The sequence below is a fragment of the Chthoniobacterales bacterium genome (genome assembly GCA_036569045.1).
GTDB lineage: Bacteria > Verrucomicrobiota > Verrucomicrobiia > Chthoniobacterales > JAATET01 > JAATET01.
In genome coordinates, this window is the sequence record DATCRI010000006.1 from 56,311 (window position 1) to 81,786 (window position 25,476).

Sequence of the window (25,476 nt, forward strand, 5' to 3'; positions counted from 1 at the left end):
GATACGACACTTTCGCCAATGCTATTCCGTTAACTGGTTCTAATCCTAAAGGCTCTCGGTTATCGGCAAGGCGCGACTCGCGAACTTGGCGAACCCGTAAATGCCGGATCCGATACACTTTGGTGGAAATGGACCGCTCCCAGCACGGGAACGACGATTTTTTTCTACGGTTGGCAGCGAATCCGTCGCCGCGACTTTGCTTGTGGATCGAGGATCTTCCATCGTCAACTTAGATTACAGATACGACGAATCTCGATTTTCGTTCGAAACCCCCGCAAATCTGACTCTCTCGGCGACAGCAGGCACAACATATTACATCGCCATCGGCGACTATGAAGCTGCAGCGATTCTCTCGATCATTCATACACCAAAAAACGGCGACGGTGGAGTCGCCACCAAGGCTGTCTTAAAAAGACAGATAGCCTCCCTTAACCGCCAGCTCTCGAAAGCGAGCCACATTCAAAACGACGCAAAACGCGCGAAGAGAATCAAACGGCTCAAGAAGCAAATCTCCCGACTTAAGAAGCAGCTCAAACAACTTTGAGCCCTCGACCCCGGTTTCACGAAGCGTTGCCGGTGTTTCGCAAGTTTGGGCCTCCGGGATTGCCGTCGAGGACACGCCTTTGCGGTTTCGAGGCCAACGCTATGACGTGACAGCCCGTGGGCCATGCTTGCCGGGGCGGCGGTTGTGCTTTAGTTTTTCCCGGCAATGACGCACCGGGAGGCCAAATCGATCGCGCGGGCGTGGCGGAAATCCCGCATCGCCGCGCGAATACTTTTGCGCGCGGACGTCGGCCGGTTGACGGCCCGGGACGTTCGCGTGGGCCGCGCGCTCGGGCAGGATCCCGCCGTGACGCCCCGGCTTATTCAGCAGGCTTTCCATGGATTTCATCTCCGCCATACCCGATTGGAACGCGCCCGCCGGGCGGTTGCTTGACCGTCTCGCCTCGGCATTCGGCGAGACGCCGAAACGAACGATCGTAGTTTTTGGATCGTCACCGCTCCAAATCTTCCTGGACCCATCCTTTCTGAGCCAGGACTGCGATGTCGTCGGCGAGCGGGATTTAGAGGCAATTTGCCAGCAGATCACTTTGCCGACGGCTAATGGCGATCTTGCCTTTCAGGTCTGCGATGCGCTGACATTCCGCACGGCGCAGGGGTGGGAGACGCGGGCGCGGCGGGAAGTTCGCCAAGGACACACGTTCGTGTTTCCGCATCCGTGGGACATCCTCGTGAGCAAGATTGGGCGGCTGGAGGAGAAGGACCTCGAGGCATTTCGCCTCGTGATCCGCAAGACGGGCGGCCCGACGGCGGAGGAGCTCAAACGGCATCTCCAGCTCGCGGTGGATTTGTTCCGTCCGAATTTCGACGAGGAACGCGGGGCGGATTACACGACGCAGACACGAGTGCTTTGGCGGACGATTTACGGCGCGGAGATCGACGTGCGGACGGAGATCATCCGGCCCGCGCTGGCGCGACGGCAGGCACAATACGATGCGGATGCTGGCGATCCCGCGTGGAAGGAACGGCTGCGGCAGCTGGGGGAGAATTAAATCTCTCTGGTCACGATCTGGACGGCCGGAGACGGGATCGCTTACGAATGTAGCGATGCCATCCGAGTCCGCCGAAATTTCCGTCGAGGGTTCGCGCATCCGCCTGAAAGGCCGGCTCGATGCGCCGGGCACGGCGAAGGTCTGGAATCGCGCGGTGAAGGCCGCGGACAAAGGCGCCATCGTCGATGCCTCCGGCGTCACGTATTGCGACTCCGCCGGAGCGGCCCTGTTCTACGAGCTCGAGCAGGGGCGCGGCGCGAAGATCGAGAATCTCTCGGAGGATACCCGCAGCCTGCTGAAACCCTACGGGGAGGACGCTTTTCCCAAGCTCGATGGCGGGAAGCAAAGGCACGAGTCCGCGCCGGTCGCGATCGGCCGCGTCGCCGTTGCGCTTGCCGCCGACCTTCGCGAGCAGCTCACCTTCACTGGTCAGGCGTCCGTGGCCCTGCTCGCCGGCGTGATGAATCCCGGCCGCGTGCGCTGGGGCGACATGTGGCACACGGTCGAGACGGCCGGCGTGAACGCCCTCGTGATCGTCGGGATGATCGGCTTCCTCACCGGCATGATCATGGCGTTCCAATCCACCGTGCCGCTGCAGCAGTTCGGCGTGGATATCTTTGTCGTGAACCTCGTTGCGCTCGCGATGCTGCGCGAGCTGGGCGGCATCATGACGGCGATCGTCCTCTCGGGCCGCTCGGGCTCCGCCTTCGCCGCGGAAATCGGGACCATGAAGGTGAACGAGGAGGTGAACGCCCTCACCACGATGGGCATCGATCCCGTGCGTTTCCTCGTCGTGCCGAAGGTGATGGCCGCCATCATCGTCACGCCGCTTCTCACGATCTACGCGAATGTCATCGGCATCGCGGGCGGCCTGATGGTCGTGATGATCTTCGGCCACCCGTGGGCCGCCGTTTACAACCAGCTCCTCGGCGCGGTAACGATGAACGATATCTTCGCCGGCCTCATCAAATCATTCTTCTTCGGCGCACTCGTCGGCGGCATCGGCTGTCTGCGCGGGTTGCAAACCAAGTCGGGCGCCAGCGCGGTGGGCGAGTCGACCACGCGCGCCGTCGTGAGCGGCATCTTCCTCATCATCCTCGTGGACGCCATTTTTGCAGTCGTTTTCTATGCCATCAAACTCTGAGGCGCCCGCCAACATCATCGAGGTGCGCGACCTGACGGTCGGCTACGGGGACGTGGAAGTGCTCAAGGACATTTCCTTCGACGTGCGGCGCGGCGAGGTATTCGTGATTCTCGGCGGCTCGGGCTGCGGCAAGAGCACGCTGCTGAAACACATGATCGGCCTCTTCCCTCCGATGAAGGGCTCGGTGAAAATCGAAGGCCGCGATCTCGTTACCGCCGAGGGCCGGGAGCGGCAGGACATCCTCAAGCGCATCGGCGTCTCCTACCAGAGCGGCGCGTTGTTCGGCTCGATGACGCTGGCGGAGAACGTGCAACTGCCGCTCACGGAATACACCGACCTTCCGCCCGCCGCCCTGGATCTCCTTGCGTGGATGAAGCTCCGCCTTGTCGGCTTGGAAAAATCCCGCGCGAAGCTCCCGAGCGAGCTGAGCGGCGGCATGCAGAAGCGCGCCGCCATCGCACGGGCCATGGCGCTCGACCCCGCCGTCGTCTTTCTCGACGAGCCCTCCGCCGGGCTGGATCCGATCACTTCCGCGGACCTCGACGCGCTCATTTTGCGCCTGCGGGAAACGGTCGGAACGACATTCGTGATTGTCACCCACGAGCTGCCCAGCATTTATGCGGTGGCAGACCGCGTGATCATGCTCGACAAGGAAACCAAAGGAATCATCGCCGAAGGCCGGCCCGAAGACCTGCGCGATCACTCCGACGTGCCCTTCGTGCGGCAGTTCTTCCATCGTGAAGCCACCGAGGAGGCCGCGGCGTGAAAGAGGCGAGCTACTTCCGCATCGGCCTGTTCATCATCGTCGGCCTGCTGCTGCTGGCCGGCGGTCTCGTGATTTTTGGCGTCGGCCAGTTCTTCAAGCCGAAGATCACGCTCGAGACCTACGTCGACGCCACGGTGCAGGGCATCGAGATCGGCTCACCGGTGAAATTCCGCGGCGTGACCGTCGGCAAGGTAAAGAGCGTGGGCTTCCTCTTCACGGAGTATCCCGAGGTCGACCGCAGCACCGTCGCCAACTACGTCGTGATCCTCATGGAGATCGAGACCGAGATTTTCCCTGGCATGTTCCAGGAAGAAAATCTCCAGCCGCTGCTCGACCGCAGCATTGCCCGCGGATTGCGCGTGCAGATCGAGCCGCAGGGCATCACCGGGCTCAACTACATGGAGATCAACTACCTTCCGCCCGACCGATTCGCCCCGATCAAGATCAACTGGAAGCCGCGGAACTACTTCCTGCCCTACGCCCCGGGCGAACTTACGAACATGCTCGATTCCGTGAACAGGATGATGAAGGAGGTCGAGAACCTGAACATCAAGGGCATCAGCGACAATCTCGAGACGCTCCTCAAGAACGTGAACCAGGTCGTCACCGACGCCCAGATCGAGAAGCTCAGCCGCGACGCGCAGGATCTTTTCAGCTCCGTCGCGAAGGCCGTCGAGGACGCGAAGGTGAAGGAGTTGAGCGCCGACACGCGCGCCCTGCTGGCCGAGGTGCAGAAGTCCAACGACCAGGTGCGGAACATCCTCACAAACGTCGAGCCGGCCTCGCGCCTGAACGCCGACGACATCGCCGCCACGCTCGCGAACCTGCGCATCATTTCCGAAAACCTGCGCGCCGCCAGCGCCGACCTCGCGCGCGATCCCTCGAAGCTGATCTTCAGCAAACCCCCCAAACCTTCGAAGGTGATGGAGCCCGAACCCGCCCGCAAACGATGATCCGCGCCGCTCTTCTCCCCCTGCTCGCCGGCTCCCTGCTCCTCGCGGGTTGCGGGTCGTTCACCCCGCCGCCGAAGCCCCGATATTTCACCCTCGATCCCGGCAAACCCGCGTCGCTCCGGATGCTGCGCGCCGGCGATCTGCCGGCCACGGCAGCGGTGAGCTTCGTCGACGTCGCCGCTCCATTCGCCGCCGACGGCTTCGTTTACCAGACCGGAAACCACCGCTGGGAGGTCGATCCCTACAACCAGTTCCTCGTCTCACCGGCCGACATGATGACGTCCGTGCTACGGAGTTGGATGCGCGACTCGGGCCTCTACGGCGAAGTCGCCGTCCCCGGAGCCGGCGGCGGGCAGGATTACTTCATCGATTGCGATCTCACGGAGCTCTATGGCGACTTCCGGACGGGCTCCCCCACGGCCACGCTCACGCTCCAGGTGCAGGTCTCGCGGCAGACGGACAAGGGCCGCGTGATCGCGCTCCGCAGGAATTTTACCAAGACAATTCCGGTGGCGCGACGCACGCCGGAAGCTCTGGTCGAAGCCTGGAACGAGGCCCTGCGCCAGGAGCTAAACCTGCTTCTCCGCGTGCTGGGCGAGTTGCGGAGCTGATTCCCGCTCGAGCCGCGAGGCGGCCAGCAGGATGCCCGAGGCTTTGTCGAGCGTCTCCTGCCATTCCTGCTCCGGCTCCGAATCTGCGACGATCCCGGCGCCGACATGGAACGTCGCCTCGCCCTCGGTCATCACGACCGAGCGAATGGCGATGTTGAAGTGACTCTCCCCGTTGTAGCCCAGAAAGCCGACCGCGCCGGTGTAAATGCCCCGCGGCGCGGGCTCCAACTCGGCAATAATCTCCAGCGCACGCTTCTTCGGAGCGCCGGAGATCGAGCCGCCCGGAAAACACGCCGCCAGCGCCTCGACGTGCGAGACCTCGGGCCGCAGCGTGCCCTCGACGGTGGAAACGAGGTGAAACACCTGCTCGAACCGCTCGAGATGCAGCAGATCGGTGACGTGCACGCTGCCGTATTCGCAGACACGGCCGAGATCGTTGCGCTCGAGGTCGGTGATCATCACCAGCTCCGAGATTTCCTTCGGTGACGTGATCAATTCGTAGGCGGAGCGCTCGTCCGCATCGCCGGCTTCCCGTCGCGGACGGGTGCCTTTGATCGGGCTCGTCTTCATCTGCCGGCCGCTCATCCGCAGAAAACACTCGGGCGACGCCGACAGGACGGTCGTCTCGCCCAGCGCGAAATATCCGGAATACGGCGCCGGCGAATAGTTCCGCAGCGCCGCGTAAAACGGCCACGCCTCGCCCGCCCAGTCGGCCCGAAAGCGATGCGCGAGGCACACCTGATAAATGTCTCCCGCGGCGATGTAGTCCTGCGCCCGGCGCACCATGCCGCAATACGTCTCCCGAAGAATGTCGGGCCGGAAGTCCAGAGGGGGGCCCGATGCCGGCAGCGCCCTCCCGGGCAGCACGGGATCGCCGAAGGCCAGCCAGCGATCCTCGGCATGGACATAGGCCAGCAGGTCGCGGTAGAGCCCGAACCGATACGAGCCGTCGAAGGCAAACCAGCCGATCGCCGCGCCGTGCGGCAAGCCGGAGTCGCCATGCTCGACCTCCCGGGCCGCGAGCGCCGCCTGCAGGCGCGGCCAGTCCGACGGCCCGCCCTCGAGGATTTCCTCCGGTTCACAGGCCAGGATCGACACCGCCGCCGGCCCTTCGAGCGAGGAATCCAGAAACACCATGCCGCGACGACCCGCCAGGCCGGCGGCCGCTTCCACCGGGGTCAGCGGAAGCGCAATCTCGCGAAACTGGGACGGGCGGCGGGTCATGGGTGACGGCTTGCCAAGACAGAATAAACCTGTTTCGTTTGCAAGTCCCAGTCGCCTGCCGCTGTTAACCGCGATCCATGAAGAAACGCCTGCTCCCGCTCACCGCCGCCTCCCTCATTGCCATCGTGCACCCGGCGCTGTCGCAGGAACCCGCCGCCAGCGCGACGCCCACACCTCTTCCGTCGCCTACGGCGACCCCGGCTCCCTCTTCGACTCCCGCCACCGCCGGCGCGGAGGTCGCCCCGGCCGCAGCCGATTCCAGCTCGAAGGCCTCGACCGCCTCGCCGGCGGAAATCGAAGCCGCGGGAAAAGCCGACGCGAATACGGTGGCGGAGTCTCCCGAGGTGCCCGGTGATCAGGCGCCCTCGCCCGTGACGGCAACGACTTCGGACTCCGAAGCCGCCGGTAACGTCGCCGAGCCTTCGCCCAGCCCTTCCGCCTCCCCCGCCGCCGCAAGCGACGCCGATATTCTTCCCGAGCCCACCGACGCGAGCCTCGGCGCCCCGCTGGAGCCGCCGCCCGACGCTCCGCTGCCGACCAACGACGTCTCGCCCTCCGACCTGCCGAATCCCGACAGCCTCATCCCTTCCGGCGTGTCCGATTCGGATTCCGAGCTCACCCCGCCGGCCGCGCCAACGGTGCGCGAGAATAAATTCGACCAGGATCGCAAACTTCAGGTGCGCTATCAGGAAGTGAAGCTCCAGGCGCTCAAGGATCCGTCGATTCGCAGCCTGAACGAACAGGCCGAGAAGGCGAAGACCGATGAAATGAAGCGGCAGGCGCTGCGGGAATACTACCGTCTGCTTTTCGCAAAAATGACGTCCATCGACGCGACCTTGAAAGACAAGTGCGACACGATGGAGCAGGCGTATCTCCGCCGCCTCGGCCAGTATCGCGTCTCGCCGTCGATCCCGCTCCAGCCGCCGCCCACTCCCGAGCCACTCGCGAACTGATCGCGGCGACCCGTTCGCCGGGTCGCGGCTATTCGCTGGCCACGACCGAGCGCACGCCCTTCAGGTTCGTCCTGAGCGGCGTGAAGTCCCACAGGAAAAAGCCGCCTCGCGGACGCGGCCCGATGCTTTTCTCGAGATCGAGCTGGCGCGAAATCATGCCGATCGAGCGTCCCTTCGAACTCAGGCGATCGATGTCGATGCCGGGATAAATCGGAATTCCCCGCGGATTGATCCCGGGATTCCGCCACCACCGGAGCAGCGCCGAGAAGCTCTGCGGCCCGCCGTCATCCCAATAAAGCTGCGGCGCGAGGTAATCGACCCAGCCCTGCTGCAACCACGCGACGGGGTCGGAATACAGCTCGTTGAGCTGATCGAGCCCGGCTTTCACATCCGAGGGCTGCCCCTTCGTGTAAATGCCGAACGGGCTGATGCCGAACACGCATCCTGGGCGCGAATGCGTGGCCGCGGCGAGGCGCTGCACCATGGTATTCACGTTGTGCCGGCGCCAGTCCGCCCGGCCGAGCTTGCCGCCCTTCGCCTGATAACGCGCGTAGGTCGCCGAGTCGGGGAAGCTGCCGCTGTAAGTCTCTGGATACGGGTAAAAGTAGTCGTCGAGATGGATGCCAGCCACCGGGTAGCGCCGCACGATGTCCCGCACGACGGCGACGACGTAGTCCTGCACCTCGGGCGAGCCCGGGTCGAGCCACAGCATCCGCTTCAGCCGACGAATGCCGCTGCCGAGATGATTCGCGACGTGCTTGCTCGCGCGACTGTCCGAGGCGTTCGTCGCGGCGCGGTAGGGGTTCAGCCACGCGTGGATGGCGATGCCGCGCTTGCGCCCCTCGGAGATGAAGAAGGCGAGCGGATCGTAGCCGGGCGAGCGTCCCTGCGTGCCGGTGAGGAACCGGCTCCACGGGTCGAAACTGGATTCGTAGAGCGCATCGCATTCCGGTCGCACCTGCACCATCAGCGCATTCAGCCGCGCCTTCTGCGCGACATCCAGGATGTTGATGATCTGCGCCTTCTGCGCCTCGGCGGAGAGACCCGGCCGCGACGGGAAGTTCAGGTTGAAGACGGTCGCGACCCACGCCGCGCGCATTTCGGCATGAACCGCCGAGGTCAGGGAAAAAAGGATCGCCGCAAGAATACAGAGCCGCTTCAGCATGGCCGCGATGCTAGCGAACCGCGCCGAATTTCCCACTTCCAAAACGCCTAGCCCCGGCGCTCGCGGGCGCGACGTTTCTCCTGCGCGAGAAAGAGCGGCAGCAGCTTCGCCTCGATCTCCGCAAAGGCGGCAGCGAGCCCCTCGCGCTCGTAGATGCGGCCAATGCCGGCCTCGACCTCCGTGGGATTGCCGAGCGCGCTGAGGAACTGGTTCGAGGTAAACGCCGTGAGCCTCCCGGCATCCATCTCACCGTATTCCCGGAGGATCCACTCGCGCACGTAGAGCGTGAGCACGGCGTCGCCGGTCCAGGCGGCGTTACGGACCTCGGCGGGGAGCTTTTTCGGCATGCGGGAAAATCTCGCGTGGCGGCGGGCGCGGAGGCAAAGCGATATTTCCTCCGGGCACGGATTTCGCTACACCGGGCGACATGCGCGACGAATTCATGCAGGCGGCGATCGACGAAGCAAAGCTCGGCCTTGGCGAAGGCGGCATCCCGATCGGCTCGGTGATCGTGCATCAGGGCAGGATTCTCGGCCGCGGCCACAACATGCGCGTGCAACTGGGCGATCCGTTGCTTCACGGCGAGATGAGCGCCTTCAAGGACGCCGGACGCCAGCCCGCGAGCGTCTACCGCGAATGCGTGCTCTACACGACGCTCTCGCCCTGCCCGATGTGCAGCGGCACCTCGCTGCTCTACAAGATTCCGAAGATCGTGATCGCCGAGAACGTCACATTCATGGGCGGCGAGGACTGGCTGCGCCAGTCCGGCGTGGAACTCGAGGTCCTGCAGGACGAGGAATGCATCCAGCTCATGCGCGACTTCATCGCCGCAAAGCCCGAACTCTGGAACGAAGACATCGCGGTCTAAAGCGCTCGCCTAAATCTCGACGCGGAATTTCTCGTCGGCCTGGACGTCGAGAACGAACGCCGCAAGCAGGTTGGCGAGCGCGTCGAGGTCGGACAACTCGATGACCTCGACGGGCGAGTGCATGTAGCGATTCGGCAGCCCGATCGATGCCGTGGGAATGCCGCCGCGCGTCACGAAGACCGCGTCGGCGTCGGAGCCGGTCCATCGGGGATTGATTTCCGCCTGAAGCGCAATGCCCGCCTTCTCCGCGACGGTGCGCAGGCGGCGATTTACGACGGGGTGATTCGCGCTGCCGATGGAAATCACCGGCCCCTTGCCGAGGCGCACATCGCCGTGCTTCGTCTTCGACGCCTGCGGCGTGTCGGTGGCGTGCGTGACGTCGACCACGAGGGCCACGTCGGGTCGCACGGTGTAGGCGGCCATCGTCGCGCCATAGAGCCCGTTTTCTTCCTGGATCGTCGACGTCGCGATCACGCAGGCCTGCAGTTCGTCCCGCCGCGCAGCGATCCGGCGGAGAGCCTCGGCCGCGGCCCAGGTGCCGATGCGATTGTCGCAGCCGCGGGCCGCAATGCGATCGCCGAGCAGCGGCAGCACCCCGGCGGAATACGTGATGGCGTCACCCACGGCAACGACGGCCTCGGCCTCCGCCCGCGAACGCGCGCCGATGTCGATCGTGAGCTCCTCGATGTCGGGCACCTTCTTGCGGTCGTCCGGCTTCTGGAGGTGAATCGCGAGCTGGCCGGTCACCCCGGGCACGCTGCCATTGCGACCGTGCACGATCACGCGCTGCCCGCGAATGAGCGCCGGGTCCACGCCGCCGATGCCCTTGAAGTAGAGGAAGCCGTCGTCGTTGATGTAGCCGACCATGAAGCCCAGCTCGTCCGCGTGGCCCGCAAGGAGGATGCGCGGCGTGCCGGCCGGGTTGAGCGTCGCCCACGCGTTGCCATAGCTGTCGCTCTCGAACGTATCGGCGTGCGGTCGCACGTGATTGGCCCAGACGCGTTGCCCGGCGGCTTCGAATCCGGAGGGCGAAGGGGTTTCCAACAAACGGGTGAGAAAGTCGCGGGCGGGATCGGTCACGGGAAAAAGAGGAGTCGAACTATGAACTCCGAAGGCGATTCCCGGCGCAACCCGAAATCCGTTTGCAGCCACGGACCCACTCGATTAATTTCGGGCCTCTTCCGCGCCGACCCCCTGAGAGAACATCCCCACTGGTTGGGGTCGACGGGGTCGAAAGAACGAGGCTTTCATGGATTTTCGAGACCCCAAGTATTTCATCAATCGCGAGCTGAGCTGGCTGGAATTCAATCAACGCGTGCTCGACCAGGCCCTCGACGAGTCGAACCCCATCCTCGAGCGCCTCAAGTTCCTCTGCATCGTCAGCTCGAACATGGACGAGTTCTTCGAGGTGCGCGTCGCAGGTCTCAAGCAACAGAAACAGACGCACACCCACGAGACCGGCCCGGACGGCCTCTCCGCCACCGAATCGCTTGCCCGTCTCTCCGAACGCGTGCGGCGCATCGTGGAGGACCAGTATCGCTGCTGGCGCGAGCAGCTGCGCCCCGCCCTCGAGGCGCAGCGCATCGCCTTCCACTCCTACAAGGAGCTCTCCGCCGAGGAGCGCGAACACTTCGACAACTTCTTTGCGAAGCAGGTCTACCCCGTGCTCACGCCACTCGCGATCGACCCGGTCCACCCGTTTCCGCAGCTCCTCAACAAGAGCCTCAACGTCATCGTGGAGCTCGAGGGCGACGATCTCGAGACCGACATCGCCGTCGTCCAGGTGCCGCGCATTCTGCCGCGCGTCGTTCCGTTCGCAAAGCACCAGCCCGATGGCGAGGACTACGTCTTTCTCGGCGGCATTATCCAGGCCCACGCCAACAAGCTCTTCAAGGGCGTGAACGTCAAGGGCGCCTACCTCTTCCGCGTCACCCGCAACAGCAATCTCTACTACGACGAGGAAGAAGTGCAGAACCTCCTGCACGCCATCGAAGCCGAATTGCGGAGAGTGAACCGCGGCGCCGCCGTGCGGCTCGAGGTCGAGCACGATTGCCCGAAGCATATCGTCACCCGCCTCACCGAACTCTTCAACCTCACCGCCGAAGACGTCTTCCGCATCGAGGGCCCGCTGAATCTCACGCGGCTCATGCCGCTGGCCCTCCAGATCGATCGGCCAGATCTCCGCTACAAGCGCTTTTCGCCAAATACCGTCGTCTCGCTGGAAGCCGAGGCCGACCTCTTCTTTCACATCCGCAAGGGCGACATCCTCGTCCACCACCCCTACGATAACTTCCAGACCGTCGTCGACTTCCTCGCCCTCGCCGCGGAGGATCCTCACGTCCTCGCGATCAAGCAGACGCTCTACCGCACCAGCTCCGATTCGCCGATCGTCCAGTCGCTCATCGAGGCCGCCCGCAACGGCAAGCAGGTCACCGTCGTCATCGAACTGAAGGCCCGTTTCGACGAGGCCGCGAACATCAAGTGGGCCCGCCAGATGCGCGAAGCCGGCGTCGACGTCGTCTACGGCGTCGCGGGCCTGAAGACCCACGCGAAGGCCGCGCTCGTCGTCCGCAGCGAAGGCGACGGCATCCGTCGCTACGCCCACCTCGGCACCGGCAACTATCACCCCTCCACCGCCCGCATCTACACCGACCTCGGCATCTTCACCTGCCGCGAGGATGTCACCACCGACCTCGCCGAGCTCTTCAACCTGCTCACCGGCGTCTCGAAGTTCTCCGGCATGAACGAGCTGCTCGTCGCGCCCTTCAATCTCCACACGAAGTTCATCGAGATGATCGATCAGGAGACGCGCAACGCCGTCGCCGGCAAGCCTGCGGGCATTTTCGCCAAAGTGAACGCCCTCATCGAGGAAGGCATCATCGAGGCGCTTTACCGCGCCTCCAGCGCCGGCGTGAAAGTGCGCCTGCTCGTCCGCGGCATGTGCGCCCTGCGCCCCGGCGTCAAGGGTGTGAGCGAGAACATCGAGGTGCGCAGCCTCGTCGGGCGATTCCTCGAGCACAGTCGCGTCTTCCGCTTCGAGAACGGCGGCGAGCCGAAGCTCTACCTCGGTAGCGCCGATTGGATGCAACGTAACCTGATGCGCCGCGTCGAGACCGTCTTCCCGATCGTCACCCCCGGCATGCGCGACCACGTCGAGGAAATCATCGCGTGGTTCTGGAAGGACAACGTGAAGGCCAGGACGATGCTCCCCGACGGCACCTATCTGCCGCGGAAGACCAAAGAGCCCGCCTTCGACGCCCAGGCCGAATTCCTCGCCGAAGCCCAACGCCGCCGCCGCGCCCGCCGCGCCGCCATGGAATAGGCGCATGTCCATGCTCGCTTGAAATGGGTTACCTCTTTCAAGCCGCCGCCATCGTGGCTTGGTGGATTGCCATTTTGGCTTCACCTCGGATCTACGAGATTTTCGCGTTCGCGGGAGTTTCCCGAAGCCTCTTCATCGGTTTCGCTTTGCCAGACTTGGCGGGCCTCGTTGTCCTTTCCGCCTTGGCCTTCCATTTCGGAAATCCGCTCTGGAGGGGCGCAACCTTCGGAGCGTTCCTGTATTCGGGTTTTCTCTGCCTCGCGTGGTCCCTTCAAACTCACAGCGGCTACGTGGGAACCACCGCGATGCTGCTCGCCGTTCTTTTCAATCTCCACCTTGCCTTTGGGCAAAAGCTCATCCGTCGAAACCGGACGGCAAATATCACCGTAATCCTCTTGAAGTCGGGACTGCAGAGTGTCGTCATCTGGGCGGTCACTCTCTTCCTCATTCCGGCGATTCTGCTTCGCTCGATCGACGACGAGCTTTTCCGCCAGGACTGGGGAGCGGAACAAGCCATCGCTGTCGCTGCCTTTTGCCTGTGCAGTATCTTGGGGCTGTCCAGCGGGTTCGTAATGGCGGTGCGTGGCCTGGGCACTCCAGCTCCCTTCGACGCCGCCACGAAGCTCGTAGTCACGGGCCCATATGCCCATGTGCGAAATCCCATGGCCATTGCCGGCCTCGGTCAGGGGATGGCCGTCGCCCTCTACTCGGAATCATTCATCGTCGCTCTCTATGTTCTTCTCGGCCTGCTGGTGTGGAATTATTTCATCCGTCCCGAGGAGGAATCCGATCTGGAGAACTTCTTTGGCGAGGAATTCCAATCCTATCGGCGGGATGTCCGGTGTTGGGTTCCTCGGTGGACACCTTACCGGAAAAACAGAATGCGAAATCAGGGGGGTGAGCCCTGACTTCGTCCCGGACTCTGCGGAGAAACCCTGAATGAAGGGTCGTATGCCAGACAATATCACGCGGGAGTTTGACAACGCGGACGCGCATCCTAGTTTGATCGCTACCGAACATGGACGCAGCCGCTATCCTGCATGAGAAGGCGTTCCGCTCTCATGCGCCGGGCCACTGGCCCGATGTCCCGCCGGAACAATGGAATGACTGGAAATGGCAGTTGCGCAACCGCGTGACCACCCTCGAAGGCCTCGAGTCCAAGCTGCGCCTCTCTCCCGAGGAACGTGCCGGCGTGCTCCTTTCCGGCAACAAGCTCGCCTTTGCGGTAACGCCGCATTACTTCAACCTCATCGATCCCGAGGATCCCGGCTGCCCGATCCGCCGGCAGGTCATTCCCCGGATCGAGGAATCCACCGACGCGCCGTGGGAAATGGCCGACCCCTGCGGCGAGGACAGCCACATGCCCGTGCCCGGGCTCGTGCACCGCTACCCGGATCGTGTGCTCTTTCTCGTGACGGACCGCTGCGCGAGCTACTGCCGCTATTGCACCCGCGCCCGCGTCGTGAGCGGCGTGGGCGAACAGGAGCTTCACACCGATTTCGAGGAAGCATTTCGTTATCTCGAGGAGCACACCGAGGTGCGCGACGTCCTGCTCTCCGGCGGTGACGCCCTTCTGCTCTCCGACAACCGGCTGGAACAGATCCTGAGCCGCCTGCGCGCGATCGAGCACATCGAATTCCTCCGCATCGGCTCCCGCGTGCCCATTTTCCTTCCGCAGCGCATCACGCCCGAGTTCTGCAGGATGCTGCAGAAATACCATCCCCTCTGGATGAGCGTGCATGTGAACCATCCTCGCGAACTCACCACCGAGGTGAAGGAAGCGCTGGGCCGGCTGGCCGATCACGGCGTGCCGCTGGGCAACCAGAGCGTGCTGCTCGCGGGCGTGAACGATTCCGTCGAGGTCATGACGGCGCTCGTGCACAAGCTGCTCAAGTCCCGCGTGCGCCCCTACTACCTCTACCAGTGCGACCTCATTCGCGGTTCGTCGCATCTGCGCACGTCGGTCGCGAGGGGCATCGAGATCATCGAGGGCCTGCGCGGTCACACGACCGGCTACGGCGTGCCGCAATTCGTGATCGACGCCCCCGGTGGCGGCGGCAAGGTGCCGCTGAATCCTGGCTACGTGCTCTATCACGACGAGGAGAAGGTCGTCATCCGCAACTACGAAGGCAAAATTTTCGAATATCCCGAGCCCGGCGTCGCCAAGACCGGGGCGGCCCTGCGGGACGAAGAAAAGTGTGCCTCGGGTTGCCGCGGCCAATCCTAACCGCTCGCTTCGGCCGGCCCGACGCCGTAGCCTTCTCCGATGGCAGGTTTAATCGTTCGTCCGCGCGCCGGCATCCTTCACGGCCACGACTGGGTTTACGGCACCGAGGTGTTGAAGGTCTTCGGCGCGCCCGTGGATGGCGACGTGATTTCCCTCAAGGACGGCCGCGACAAGTTGCTCGGTAGCGGCATTTACAACTCGAAGTCGAAGATCGTCGCCCGCCGCATCTCGCGCCAGCGCCAGATGCTCGATGCCGATTTCTTCGCCCGCCGCATCTCGCAGGCGTCCGAGGTGCGCGACCGCCGGGGTTGCCGCCGGGATCTGCGCCGCGTCGTCTGGAGTGAAAGCGACGGCCTGCCCGGCGTGATCGTCGACCAATACGGCGACACCGCCGTGCTCCAGACGCTCACGCTGGCGATGGACCAGCGAAAGACTGAGATCGCCACCGTCCTCGCGGAGACCCTGGGCCTGCGCGGCGTGATCGAGCGCAACGACGCTCCCATTCGCGCGGCCGAGGGCATGCAATCCGCCAGCGGCGTGCTCTGGGGCGAGCCCGTCGCGGCGCAAACGATCGAGATCGATGGAGTGAGCTTCGAGGTCGACCTGCTCGGCGGCCAGAAAACCGGCTTCTACCTCGACCAGGTCGCGAACTACGCCGCCGTGGCGCGTCACGCCGCCGGCCGGCGCGTGCTGGATTGCTTCTCGAACCAGGGCGGCTTTGCCCTCGCCTGCGCCCGGGCTGGCGCGGCCAGCGTCGTCGCGGTGGAGTCGGGGGTGGAAAGCCACGAGCGACTCGTCGCCAATGCGCTCCGCAACGGGCTCGACGTGCGCTGCGAGCGCGCCGATGTCGGCGAATATCTCCGCCGCGCCGAGCGTAACGACGAGAAATACGACCTCATCATTCTCGATCCGCCCTCGTTCACGAAGACTCGCGGCAAGGTGCACGACGCCATGCGCGGCTATCGCGACCTGCACGTTCGCGCGGCCGCACTGCTCCAGCCCGGCGGCTTGCTGGCGACGTTTTCCTGCTCGCACCACATCGACGCGGCATCCTTTCTTCGGTCCGCCGCCGACGGCCTGTTCGAAGCGCGTCGCTCCGCGCGGCTGATCGAGGAATATCGCCAGTCTCCCGACCACCCCATCGTCATTCATCTGCCGGAAACCACCTATTTGAAGGGCTTCCTCCTCGAGATGATGCCGGGACGGTGATTTCATCCTGTTCCCTGATGGGTTTTCGCTGGAAATGGCAGGGAACTGATTTATTCATGGTGCACACTCATGCCTGACCGCACCCACGACGATTTGGATTTTGATGATGAGGATGAGCCCACGTCCGTGGAGCTTCAATCCCAGGTCCAGAAGGCCCAGGCGGAACTGGCCGAACTGAAGCGCCGCTCCGACCAGATCGAGCGCGACAAACTCCGCCTCGAGGAACTCAGCCGCCGCCAGGACGAACTCGAAACCGGCCGGGCGGAGATGATCGACAAGTTCACTCGCGCCATGGTCGTCATCCAGCGCGAGACGCAGGACGCCGAGAAACGCCTCGACCAGCTTCACAACATTCACGAAGCCTTCATGAGCCACCAGCAGGCGCTCGAGGCCATCAATCCCAAGGCCTGGATCGGCCTCGACCTTGCCAAGGAACTCAGCAAGGCGCTGAGCTCCGTCGAGGAGGCCCGCACGGAATACAACCGCTCGCGGCCCAAGCTTTCTGCCGAGTCCGCCTCAGCCGCCAGCGAGCCTCGCGGCGAAGGCGGCCTGCCCGCGGAGTATGAAGAATACTACGTCGGCGGGGATAAGGGCTTCTTCTACTGGTTCAAGGCCGGTCTCGCCTTCACCCTTCCTCTTACCGTTCTCAGCGTGCTCGGCCTCCTCGTCTGGATCTGGTCGCTCACCGCGAAATAACCTTCGATGCCTCCGAAAAAATCCTCGTCTTCCGGTTCCGGCCGGAACAAAGCCGAAGACCCCCTTCGTCTCGAGAAGAAGCGACTGCTCGAGGAGCAGGAAAAGCTCATCCGTGAGCAGGAGCGGGCCCGCCGCCTCATCGAGGAAGCCCCGCGCCGGCTCGAGCAGCTCAAGCGCAAACAGCGCGAGCCGATCAAGATCCAGCTCTCCACGACGCGTGCCGGTCAGAAGACCTTCGGCATGCCGCACGATAAATTTCGCGACGATGCGAGCACGCCCCGCCGCCCGCGACTCCGCAAGGCCGACCGCAACATCGCCAAACTCCAGTTCGTCGTCTTCGTCGTCATCCTCGCGGTCATCCTTTTCATGGTCTGGCGCGCGGTGCCGACCTCGATGTAGTCCGCAGTGCGGCCGAAGTCTTCGTTTGCAGCGCTCCCGCTTTCTTCATAACCTTCTCGGCCAATGTCTGAAGTCGTGAAGGCGCGCAAGAGCGCAGGGCCGGACCCGGGCCAGCAATTCGTCAAGGCCTACCGCATCATGCTGTCCGCCCGGGTGCTCGAGGAGAAACTCGCCGCACTCTACCGCGCCGGCAAAATCAAGGGCGGCGTGTTTCTCGGCCGCGGGCAGGAGGCCCTCAGCGTCTCGGTCGGCATTCACCTGCACCAGGGCGACATTTTTGCCCCGCTCATTCGCGACCAGGCCGGCCGCATGGCTTTCGGCGACACGATTCTCGACACGCTCCGCACATATCTCGGCTCCTCGCTGGGCTCCATGCGCGGCCGCGACGGCAACATCCACCGCGGTCGTCCGCGCGAGGGCTACTACGCAATGATCAGCCATCTCGGCGCGATGATTCCCACCGTGGCCGGCGGTCTGCTGGCCCGGCGTTTTCGCGGCGAACACGGCGTCGTCGGCGCGACCTGCCTCGGCGATGGCGGAACCTCTACCGGTGCCTTTCACGAGGGCCTGAACGCCGCCGCCGTCGAAAGACTCCCCCTCGTCGTCGTCGTCGCAAACAACCAATACGCCTACTCGACGCCAAACACCCGGCAGTTTGCCTGCGCCGATCTCGTCGACAAGGCCATCGGCTACGGCGTCGCCGGGCACAAGGTCGATGCCACCGATCTCGAGGCCTGCCTGAAAACCGTCGGCGGCGCGATTGCCGCAGCCCGCGCGGGTGGCGGTCCGCAGTTGATCGTCGGCGATCTGCTCCGCCTCGTCGGCCACGGCGAGCACGATCCCGGCAAATACATCGACCCGAAACTCCGGAAACAGCACGTCGGCCGCGACTGCCTCGAGGTGGCCGGTGCCGTGATCGTCGAGAAAGGCTGGGCCACGAAGGAAGATCTCGCGCAATGGCGCGCCGAGGTGAAAGCCGAGGTCAACACCACCGCCAATCGCGTCTCGCGCGAACCCGAGCCCGACCCGGGCGAGGAGGATTGGTGCGCCGTTTCCAATCGCGAGCTCGAAGACAATTTCGCATGAGCGTCACGTATCTCGAAGCCATCAAGGCGGCCCAGGACAAGGCGCTTGCCGACGACCACCGCGTGTTCATCTACGGGCAGGATGTCGGAAATTTCGGCGGCGCCTTCAAGGCAACCGAAGGACTCGCGCAGAAGTATCCCGGCCGCGTGCTCGACTCCCCGCTCAGCGAGGACGCGATCATGGGCATGGCCATCGGCGCCGCCATCGAAGGCGCCCGGCCGATCGTGGAAATGCAGTTCGCGGATTTCTCCACCTGCGGCCTCAACCAGATCATCAACCACGCCGCCACGCTCTATTACCGCACCGGCGTGAACTGCCCCATCGTCGTGCGCCTGCCCTCCGGCGGCACGCCCGGCGGCGGCCCCTTCCACAGCCAGAGCATGGAGGCGCTCTACGCCCATTATCCCGGCCTGTTCGTAGTCACTCCCGCCACCGTCGAGGATGCCTACAGCATGCTACTCGGCGCGCTCGAGATCGAGGATCCCGTGATCTTCTGCGAGCACAAGTTTCTCTATAACCACCTCAAGGCCGACAGCCTGCCGACGGAGAGCCTGCCCATCGGCAAGGCCCGCATCGCCCGCCCCGGCCGCGATGCGACCATCGTCACCCACAGCGCCATGCTCCACGAGGCGCTCGCCGCCGCGGAGGAAATCGCCGCCGACGGATTCCAGGTCGAGGTCGTCGACCTGCGCTCGGTGAAGCCTCTCGATACCGACACCGTGCTCGCATCGGTCGCCCGCACGGGCCGCCTGCTCTGCGTGAGCGAGGCATTTCCCTGGGGCAGCGTTTGCGCCGAGGTCATTGCCCGCGTGACCGCCGAAGGCTTCGGCCTGCTGGACGCCGCGCCGCAGCGCCTGAACGCCAAGGACACTCCCATTCCCTACCACCCCGCGCTTTGGGGCACCCATCGGCCCACCGCCTCGGCCGTCGCCTCCGCCGCCCGCCAATTGCTCAAAGGATAACGTCATGCCCAAGGTTCCGATCATCATGCCCCAGCTCGGCGAGTCGATGGCCGAGGCCACCCTCGTCCGCGTGCTCATCACTCCCGGTTGCGACATCGAAGTCGACGCCGACGTCCTCGAGGTCGAGACGAACAAGGCCGTCATGTGCGTGGCCGCGCCCTGCACTGGTTGTGTCGCCGAGATCGTCGCCGAGCTCGACAAGAGCTATCCCGTCGGCGCCATTTTGGGTTACATCGAAGTGACCGACGCCGAGGCCGAGCGACTGGGCATTTCCGACGAGGCAAACCCCAGAGAATCCGAGCCTCCCCGCCGCCCGAAGGCCGAACTCGAGTCCACCACTCGCGTCGAGCCCACCGTGCGCGGCCTGCCCGTTCCCGCCCACGCCGGCGGCGCCAGCTATCTCTCGCCTCGCATGAAGGCCCGCATGGCCGAACTCGGCATGCACGCCGCCGATCTGTCCGGCATCGCCGGCAGTGGCGCCGGTGGCCGCGTGACAATCGACGATCTCGAGCGCTTCCTCGAGGACATCGAACGCAACCGCATCACGCCCGCTTCCTCGATGCGCGTGGCCGTCGCCGACGCCATGCGTCGCAGCTGGACCCGACCGCTGGCCACCGTCGGCAAGCCCATCGAGCTCGACAAGCTGCTCGCCCACCGCAAGGCCCAGGCCGTGAAACCCGGCCCCGCGCTCTACGCCCTGCGCGCGCTCGCCATCGCCCTCGGCGAGAACAGCGCCCCGGCCGGCCGGCTCATCGGCGAAAAAATCGTCCACCCCCGCTCGATCGACATCGGCTTTGCCGTGGAGGCCGCCGATGGCGTGCTCGTTCCCGTCATTCGCAATGCCGACCAGACGAGCCTCGCCGATCTCGTCGAACGCTACAATCGCCTCGTCGAACTCGCCCGCGCCCGCCGCCTGCCGGCCGCCGACACCGGCGGATCCATCGCCACGATCACGAACTACGGCACCTTCGGCCTCACGCTTGCCACGCCCATCCCGCTGCCCGAGCAGACCGTGCTCCTCGGCATGGGCTCCGGCGTCGTCACGCCCAAGTGGGATGCGCAGATCGAGGAATTCCTGCCCGTCACCGAGGCGATGTTCACGCTCAGTTTCGACCACCGCGTGCTCGACGGCGGCGCCGCCGGCCGCCTCCTCAAGCGCGTCGACGAACTGCTGAACGCGCCCGAAGAATTGTAGTCCCCGGAAAACGAGATTTACCGGGACGGCAAGGATTTTTTCGACATTTCGACTTGGCCGTGTCGAATCATTGAAATCCCGGCCCTCCTTCGTATCATCGGCCCGAATGAAGCACATTTTCGTCACGGGCGGCGTCGTCAGTTCCCTCGGAAAGGGACTCGCGGCCGCCTCGCTCGGCACCCTGCTCGAGCACCGCGGTCTCAAGGTCATCCTCCAAAAGCTTGACCCCTACCTGAACGTCGATCCGGGCACGATGAGCCCCTACCAGCACGGCGAGGTTTACGTGCTGAGCGACGGCGCCGAGACCGATCTCGACCTCGGCCACTACGAGCGTTTCACGAACACCGTCCTCACGAAGGCCAACAACGTGACGAGCGGCCAGATCTACGAGACGGTCCTCGCGAACGAACGCCGCGGCGACTACCTCGGGAAGACCGTGCAGGTCATCCCGCACGTCACGAACGAGATCAAGGCCCGCATTCGCGAGATCGGCAAGCTGTCCAACGCCGACATCTGCATCACGGAAATCGGCGGCACCACTGGCGACATCGAAGGCCTGCCGTTCCTCGAGGCCATCCGCCAGTTCATCCTCGAGGCCGGCCTTGGAAACACGCTCCTCATGCACGTCACGCTCGTGCCCTTCATCAAGGCCGCGGGCGAGCTGAAGACGAAGCCCACGCAGCAGAGCGTCGCCAAGCTGCGCGAGATCGGTCTCCAGCCGCAGGTCCTCATCTGCCGCACGGAACTTCCGCTCGACGACGATGTTCGCAACAAGCTCTCGCTCTACTGCAACGTGCCCGTGGAGGCCGTCATCGAGGGCCTCGATGTGGAGAACACGATTTACGAGGCGCCGCTCATGTTCCAGGAGGAAGGCCTCGACACCATCGTCTGCCGCCACCTCGGCCTTGAAACGCCCGAGCCTGACCTCTCCGGCTGGATTCGTTACGTCGAACGCGTCGTCAGCCCCAAGAAGCGCGTGCGCGTCGCTGTCGTCGGCAAATACATCGAGCTGCAGGACGCCTACAAATCCATTTACGAATCGCTCACCCACGCCGGTGCGGCGCACGATTGCGGCATCGATCTCGTGCTCGTCGATGCGGAGGATCTCGAGAAGGAAGGCGCCGATAAATATCTCCGCGGCGTGGCCGGCGTGCTCGTTCCTGGCGGCTTCGGCGATCGCGGAATCGAGGGCAAGGTCGAGGCGGCGCGATTCGCCCGCGAGTCGCGCACCCCGTTCCTCGGCCTCTGCCTCGGCATGCAGATCGCCACGATCGAGTTCGCCCGCAACGTCAGCGCCCTTCAGGGCGCGAACAGCACGGAATTCGATCCCGACTGCAAACACCCGGTCATCTGCATTCTCGAGGAGCAGAAAGGCGTCACCGAAAAGGGCGCGTCGATGCGCCTCGGCACCTGCCCGACCGTCATCGCCGAGGGAACGCTCGCCCGCCAGGTCTACGGCCGCGCCGAGATTCTCGAGCGCCACCGCCACCGCTACGAGTTCAACCAGACCTATCGCGAGCAGATGGAGAAGGACGGCTTCGTCATTTCCGGCTCCTCCCCCGATGGCACGCTGGCGGAATTGATCGAGTTGAAGAGCCACCCGTGGTTTCTTGCCTGCCAGTTCCATCCGGAATTCCAGTCGAAACCGAACGCGCCGCACCCGCTCTTCAAGGGCTTCATCGCCGCCTGCCTCGCCAACGAAAGTTGATTCATCTCCCGATATCGAGCCCATCGAGTTCGACTTCGTGGACCTGGCGAAGACATCACGGACAACGCCCTCTGCATTTTCCCAGGCGACAAGCTTGGGACCTGAGGCCGAGGTTGTGCCCCGCTTTGACACCGCCAAGGGCCTGTAAACTTCCTCCCCTGTGATGTCCGTCGCCTATGGTTTTCGGAGAGGGCAGTCGCCATAGCATGAGGAAATCACTCACGACCCGCTGCTGGCGAAGCGGCAGCGGGCACCCCGCTCGAAGAAACTTTCCGGTAAAGCAGGAGGAGTTTATCTCCATAGACCTTTTCGAAGACAATCTCGCGATCATTTATTGTGGCAAATTGAGGGCGAAAGCGCAGGCGCGATCGGTCGGGAGCCAAGGGCTCCAAATCGGAAAGGAAGAAGGAAGACAGAGTTTTTTTGTTGGGTCGTCGCTTGCCGAGAATTCGCTCCTGGTAGAATTGCGGATCCGCGACGAGAAGATAAGAAATCCGTGGATCGACTAAGTGTTTTTGCGCGATGGCTTGAGTTTCAAGAGCGTGATGCTCAGGAGCGGGCATGTCACTGGGTGGCAGCATTCCCGCAATGTTTAGACCGAGAGGATTAAAGTTGCCATGCCCCCAGAAGACGAGTCCCGGCAGGCTCTCACGGGCGTAAAGGATCAGCCGATCATCTTTGAAGCGAAGAAAGTCCGAAACAATCCCGTCAGGTCGGCTTTTTTCGACCCAGCCAAGGAAACGCTTCTCTGCGTCATCCATCTGATCGCGCAACCTCCATACGCGCGGGACTTGCACGATCATTAAGACGGCCAAGGCAATCAGAGCCACCGCGATCGCAGCACGTCCTGCCGCTCTCACTATCTCGGGAAAATTTTCGGAACGAAATCCAAGCGCCAATGAGATGGCAAGAAACGGCAGCGGACCCAACAAATAACGTGCAAAGGGTTCAACATTGCCGCTCTGGACCCCGGAAAAGAGAAATGCGAAGCTAGCCAGGGCACACCAAATCGGCAGCGCCACCAGTGAGCGAGCCGCACGTAACCAAACCACCGGGCGGAGGGCGAATGGATAAATCGGCGGATTTTTACGAATCCGCCAAAACAAAGCGAGCCCTGCCCCCCCGAATAAGGCCAAAGGAATCAGTCCGTCAGGAAACGTCGCGGTCCAAAGGTGACCAAGCAGACGGTCGACTTTGGAAGCGGTGTCGCCCAGCGTATACAAACGATTGAAGTTTAGAAAGCTGGTCGGAGGTGCCAGAAATTCCGTGATCGCCAGACGGGTTACGAAATAGCCCGCCGAAATCGTTCCCCACGCGAGCACGTTCCACCATTTCAGGCGACCCCAGAGCACGAGCCATTGAAGGAAAATCACGACAATCGCCTCAGTCCGAAGCGTCGTAATGGCAAAATTACAGAGGGCCGCGGCGTAAACCCATTCGAGCCGATGGGATTGCAATCCGCAAATCAGGGCCCAGAACCCCAACCCCATGAGTCCAAAGACGAAAATTTCCGTCAACCCCGAAGCCGCCTGATCCAAAGGAATACCGAAGCAGAAAATGAGCAGAATGGTTGCCAAGGCGGCCGTTGACCCCGCCAAGGCGTGAGCAACGCGAGAAAATCCCCATGTGCCCAGCACAAAGGACAGCAAAGAGAGCGTTTGATACCAAAAAATCTTCCCATACCGGACGCCGAACTCCGGAAGAACCGAAGCGAGATTCCCAATAAAAATACGATGGCCGGGAGGCCATGGAGCCACCAATTCCGATGAAGAAAAAAGACTGCTGGGCGGATTCGGCTCCTGCAACGCCATGATCGCGCGCACGCATCCGTCGCCAGAAGGCAGCACCCACTTTCCGCTCCAGATCACGAGCGTTCCGAAAATGAACGCTCCCGCCAACGCGGCCATACTCGTGGCATTGCAGAGCCACATTTTCCGATCACGGAATTCCTTACGTAACGAGGAAGAAAGATTCATCAGAAGCGACTCAAGAAAGGCTCGCGGTCACGATTCATGCTCTGAAAACAGCGAATCTTGAATGCCAGACACCTCCCCAAAGAACGAATTCCCGAACTCGGGGGCAAGAATGATTTGGCGATACGCTTCCGGCGGAATATCCGGGACCTCAAGCGAATTCTCGAATTACGAACGCGGCCCGTCAGTCAACGGGATCAACGCAAAGATTCACCGCGGTCGTCGCGGATACCGGGAGATTTGGAATCTTCCAACCCCGTCAAACACGGCCGAAGACAAATACTGTCTGGCCAAAAACCATCCGCTTCCACAGCCATTGCCGGACCGTTTCGCTGGTCGTTCCGATCTCCAAAACGGGAAAAGGTCATGCAAATGGTGAAGCGACTTGTCGAAAATTGCGCCGCCAACCCGGATTTTCTCCGCGGCATGGAATCACTGGCGAAGCTTGAGATCAAATAGTTTCGCTTGCATGTTCCCGCTCCATCCCGGCGCGAATTTCCCCGACGAGGAAGAATGATTTGGCGGAATCCCTCGCGAGGGTATAAATTTAGCCGTAACCCAATTTTCAGAATCAAATCATATGAGCACCGCCACCGCCGTCAGTCAGCTGGATCAACTCAAGGAATTCACGACGGTCGTCGCCGACACGGGGGATTTCGAATCGATCAAGGCATATTCGCCGGAGGACGCGACGACGAATCCGTCGCTGATCTTCAAGGCGGTGCAGCAGGAGGAATACAAGCCGCTGCTGGCCAGGGCGATCGCCGATAACAAGGACTCGTCGCTGGCGGCCTCGAAGCTCGCCGACAAGGTGATCGACGACCTGCTCATCCTGTTTGGGACGGAGATCCTGAAGATCGTGCCCGGCCGGGTCTCGACGGAAGTCGACGCGCGCCTGTCCTTCGACACGGAGGCGACGATCGAGAAGGCGCGCTACCTCATCGGCCTCTACGAAAAGGCCGGCATCTCCCGCGAACGCGTGCTCATCAAGATCGCGTCGACATGGGAAGGCATCAAAGCCGCGGAAGTCGTGCAGAAGGAAGGCATCAACTGCAACCTCACCCTGCTCTTCTCGCTCCCGCAGGCCATCGCCTGCGCCGAATCGGGCATCCGCCTCATCTCGCCCTTCGTCGGCCGCATTTACGACTACTACAAGGCCACGACCGGCAAGGAATACACCGGCGCGGAGGATCCCGGCGTGCAGTCCGTCCAGACGATCTACAACTACTACAAGAAGTTCGGCTACGAGACGCAGGTCATGGGCGCGAGCTTCCGCAACGTCAGCCAGATCGTGGAACTCGCCGGCAGCGACCTGCTCACGATCAGCCCCGACCTGCTGCAGAAGCTCGCCGACTCCGACGCTCCCGTGGAGCGCAAGCTCAGCGTCGAGACCGCCAAGGCCTCCGATATCGAGAAGATCGCCGTCGACGAGAAGACCTTCCGCTGGCTGCTCAACGAAGAC

24 protein-coding genes are annotated in these 25,476 nt (G+C 63.3%); 19 read left to right on the forward strand and 5 right to left on the reverse strand.

Translation table 11 applies throughout. The features are described from left to right. Positions 1–100: 100 nt before the first annotated feature. The 6 genes from VIM61_00785 (at position 101) to VIM61_00810 (ending at position 5,027) form a co-directional block, all read left to right on the forward strand. Positions 101–544, forward strand: a complete 444-nt coding sequence (locus tag VIM61_00785) for a hypothetical protein (GenBank protein ID HEY8898937.1) — start codon at positions 101–103, stop codon at positions 542–544. 547 nt (positions 545–1,091) lie between these two features. Then, positions 1,092–1,553, forward strand: a complete 462-nt coding sequence (locus VIM61_00790) for a hypothetical protein (GenBank protein ID HEY8898938.1) — start codon at positions 1,092–1,094, stop codon at positions 1,551–1,553. A 55-nt stretch (positions 1,554–1,608) separates the two neighbouring features. Then, entirely contained in the window at positions 1,609–2,697 is a 1,089-nt protein-coding gene (locus VIM61_00795; GenBank protein HEY8898939.1) for an MlaE family lipid ABC transporter permease subunit, read from the forward strand. After that, positions 2,681–3,463 carry an ATP-binding cassette domain-containing protein gene (locus VIM61_00800; protein HEY8898940.1) on the forward strand — a complete coding sequence of 261 codons (783 nt, stop codon included), beginning with the start codon at positions 2,681–2,683 and terminating at the stop codon, positions 3,461–3,463. Before VIM61_00795 ends, VIM61_00800 begins: the two co-directional genes overlap by 17 nt. Further along, positions 3,460–4,416, forward strand: coding sequence for an MlaD family protein (locus VIM61_00805; GenBank protein HEY8898941.1), 957 nt, complete (start codon positions 3,460–3,462; stop codon positions 4,414–4,416). Before VIM61_00800 ends, VIM61_00805 begins: the two co-directional genes overlap by 4 nt. Next, positions 4,413–5,027 carry an ABC-type transport auxiliary lipoprotein family protein gene (locus VIM61_00810; GenBank protein HEY8898942.1) on the forward strand — a complete coding sequence of 205 codons (615 nt, stop codon included), beginning with the start codon at positions 4,413–4,415 and terminating at the stop codon, positions 5,025–5,027. The genes VIM61_00805 and VIM61_00810 overlap by 4 nt, the downstream gene beginning before the upstream one ends. On the opposite strand, the gene VIM61_00815 is transcribed toward VIM61_00810, so the two are convergent. Then, positions 4,986–6,251, reverse strand: coding sequence for an anthranilate synthase component I family protein (locus VIM61_00815; protein ID HEY8898943.1), 1,266 nt, complete (start codon positions 6,249–6,251; stop codon positions 4,986–4,988). The two genes, VIM61_00810 and VIM61_00815, sit on opposite strands and share 42 nt — an antisense overlap. Positions 6,252–6,328: 77 nt before the next feature. Between VIM61_00815 and VIM61_00820 the strand changes: the two genes are divergently transcribed. Beyond that, the gene (locus tag VIM61_00820) at positions 6,329–7,204 is read left to right on the forward strand and encodes a hypothetical protein (GenBank protein ID HEY8898944.1); all 876 of its coding nucleotides are present in this window, start codon (positions 6,329–6,331) and stop codon (positions 7,202–7,204) included. Between the two features lie 28 nt (positions 7,205–7,232). Here the strand turns inward: VIM61_00820 and VIM61_00825 are convergent, their stop codons facing one another. Together VIM61_00825 and VIM61_00830 are read right to left on the reverse strand one after the other, a co-directional pair. After that, a complete protein-coding gene (locus VIM61_00825; protein HEY8898945.1) occupies positions 7,233–8,369 on the reverse strand; it encodes a family 10 glycosylhydrolase in 1,137 nt (378 codons plus the stop codon). Positions 8,370–8,416: 47 nt separating this feature from the next. Beyond that, positions 8,417–8,716, reverse strand: a complete 300-nt coding sequence (locus VIM61_00830; protein HEY8898946.1) for a ribonuclease III domain-containing protein — start codon at positions 8,714–8,716, stop codon at positions 8,417–8,419. A gap of 80 nt (positions 8,717–8,796) precedes the next feature. Between VIM61_00830 and VIM61_00835 the strand changes: the two genes are divergently transcribed. After that, positions 8,797–9,237, forward strand: coding sequence for a nucleoside deaminase (locus VIM61_00835; GenBank protein ID HEY8898947.1), 441 nt, complete (start codon positions 8,797–8,799; stop codon positions 9,235–9,237). A 9-nt stretch (positions 9,238–9,246) separates the two neighbouring features. Here the strand turns inward: VIM61_00835 and VIM61_00840 are convergent, their stop codons facing one another. After that, positions 9,247–10,317 (reverse strand): M42 family metallopeptidase, encoded by a 1,071-nt coding sequence (locus tag VIM61_00840; GenBank protein HEY8898948.1) that lies wholly within the window; start codon positions 10,315–10,317, stop codon positions 9,247–9,249. A gap of 124 nt (positions 10,318–10,441) precedes the next feature. Between VIM61_00840 and ppk1 the strand changes: the two genes are divergently transcribed. From ppk1 to VIM61_00890, 10 genes are all read left to right on the forward strand, one after another. Next, positions 10,442–12,559 carry a polyphosphate kinase 1 gene (gene ppk1 / locus VIM61_00845; protein HEY8898949.1) on the forward strand — a complete coding sequence of 706 codons (2,118 nt, stop codon included), beginning with the start codon at positions 10,442–10,444 and terminating at the stop codon, positions 12,557–12,559. Positions 12,560–12,582: 23 nt separating this feature from the next. Beyond that, complete coding sequence (locus VIM61_00850) at positions 12,583–13,467, forward strand: isoprenylcysteine carboxylmethyltransferase family protein (protein ID HEY8898950.1); 885 nt, start codon at positions 12,583–12,585, stop codon at positions 13,465–13,467. Positions 13,468–13,577: 110 nt separating this feature from the next. Next, positions 13,578–14,786 (forward strand): KamA family radical SAM protein, encoded by a 1,209-nt coding sequence (locus VIM61_00855; protein HEY8898951.1) that lies wholly within the window; start codon positions 13,578–13,580, stop codon positions 14,784–14,786. Between the two features lie 39 nt (positions 14,787–14,825). Beyond that, on the forward strand, positions 14,826–15,995 hold the full coding sequence (locus VIM61_00860) for a class I SAM-dependent rRNA methyltransferase (GenBank protein HEY8898952.1): 1,170 nt from the start codon (positions 14,826–14,828) through the stop codon (positions 15,993–15,995). A gap of 69 nt (positions 15,996–16,064) precedes the next feature. Beyond that, positions 16,065–16,691: a hypothetical protein gene (locus VIM61_00865; protein HEY8898953.1), complete on the forward strand. Its 627-nt coding sequence runs from the start codon at positions 16,065–16,067 to the stop codon at positions 16,689–16,691. A 6-nt stretch (positions 16,692–16,697) separates the two neighbouring features. Further along, positions 16,698–17,090 (forward strand): hypothetical protein, encoded by a 393-nt coding sequence (locus tag VIM61_00870; protein ID HEY8898954.1) that lies wholly within the window; start codon positions 16,698–16,700, stop codon positions 17,088–17,090. Positions 17,091–17,153: 63 nt separating this feature from the next. After that, positions 17,154–18,176: a thiamine pyrophosphate-dependent dehydrogenase E1 component subunit alpha gene (locus VIM61_00875; GenBank protein HEY8898955.1), complete on the forward strand. Its 1,023-nt coding sequence runs from the start codon at positions 17,154–17,156 to the stop codon at positions 18,174–18,176. Beyond that, the gene (locus tag VIM61_00880) at positions 18,173–19,138 is read left to right on the forward strand and encodes a transketolase C-terminal domain-containing protein (GenBank protein ID HEY8898956.1); all 966 of its coding nucleotides are present in this window, start codon (positions 18,173–18,175) and stop codon (positions 19,136–19,138) included. The genes VIM61_00875 and VIM61_00880 overlap by 4 nt, the downstream gene beginning before the upstream one ends. Before the next feature lie 4 nt (positions 19,139–19,142). Then, the gene (locus VIM61_00885) at positions 19,143–20,333 is read left to right on the forward strand and encodes a 2-oxo acid dehydrogenase subunit E2 (GenBank protein HEY8898957.1); all 1,191 of its coding nucleotides are present in this window, start codon (positions 19,143–19,145) and stop codon (positions 20,331–20,333) included. Between the two features lie 106 nt (positions 20,334–20,439). Further along, positions 20,440–22,041 (forward strand): CTP synthase, encoded by a 1,602-nt coding sequence (locus VIM61_00890; protein ID HEY8898958.1) that lies wholly within the window; start codon positions 20,440–20,442, stop codon positions 22,039–22,041. 215 nt (positions 22,042–22,256) lie between these two features. On the opposite strand, the gene VIM61_00895 is transcribed toward VIM61_00890, so the two are convergent. Further along, positions 22,257–24,017 (reverse strand): hypothetical protein, encoded by a 1,761-nt coding sequence (locus VIM61_00895; protein HEY8898959.1) that lies wholly within the window; start codon positions 24,015–24,017, stop codon positions 22,257–22,259. A 577-nt stretch (positions 24,018–24,594) separates the two neighbouring features. Here VIM61_00895 and tal point away from each other — a divergent pair. Further along, the coding region (gene tal / locus VIM61_00900; GenBank protein HEY8898960.1) for a transaldolase at positions 24,595–25,476 on the forward strand (882 nt) is incomplete at its 3' end.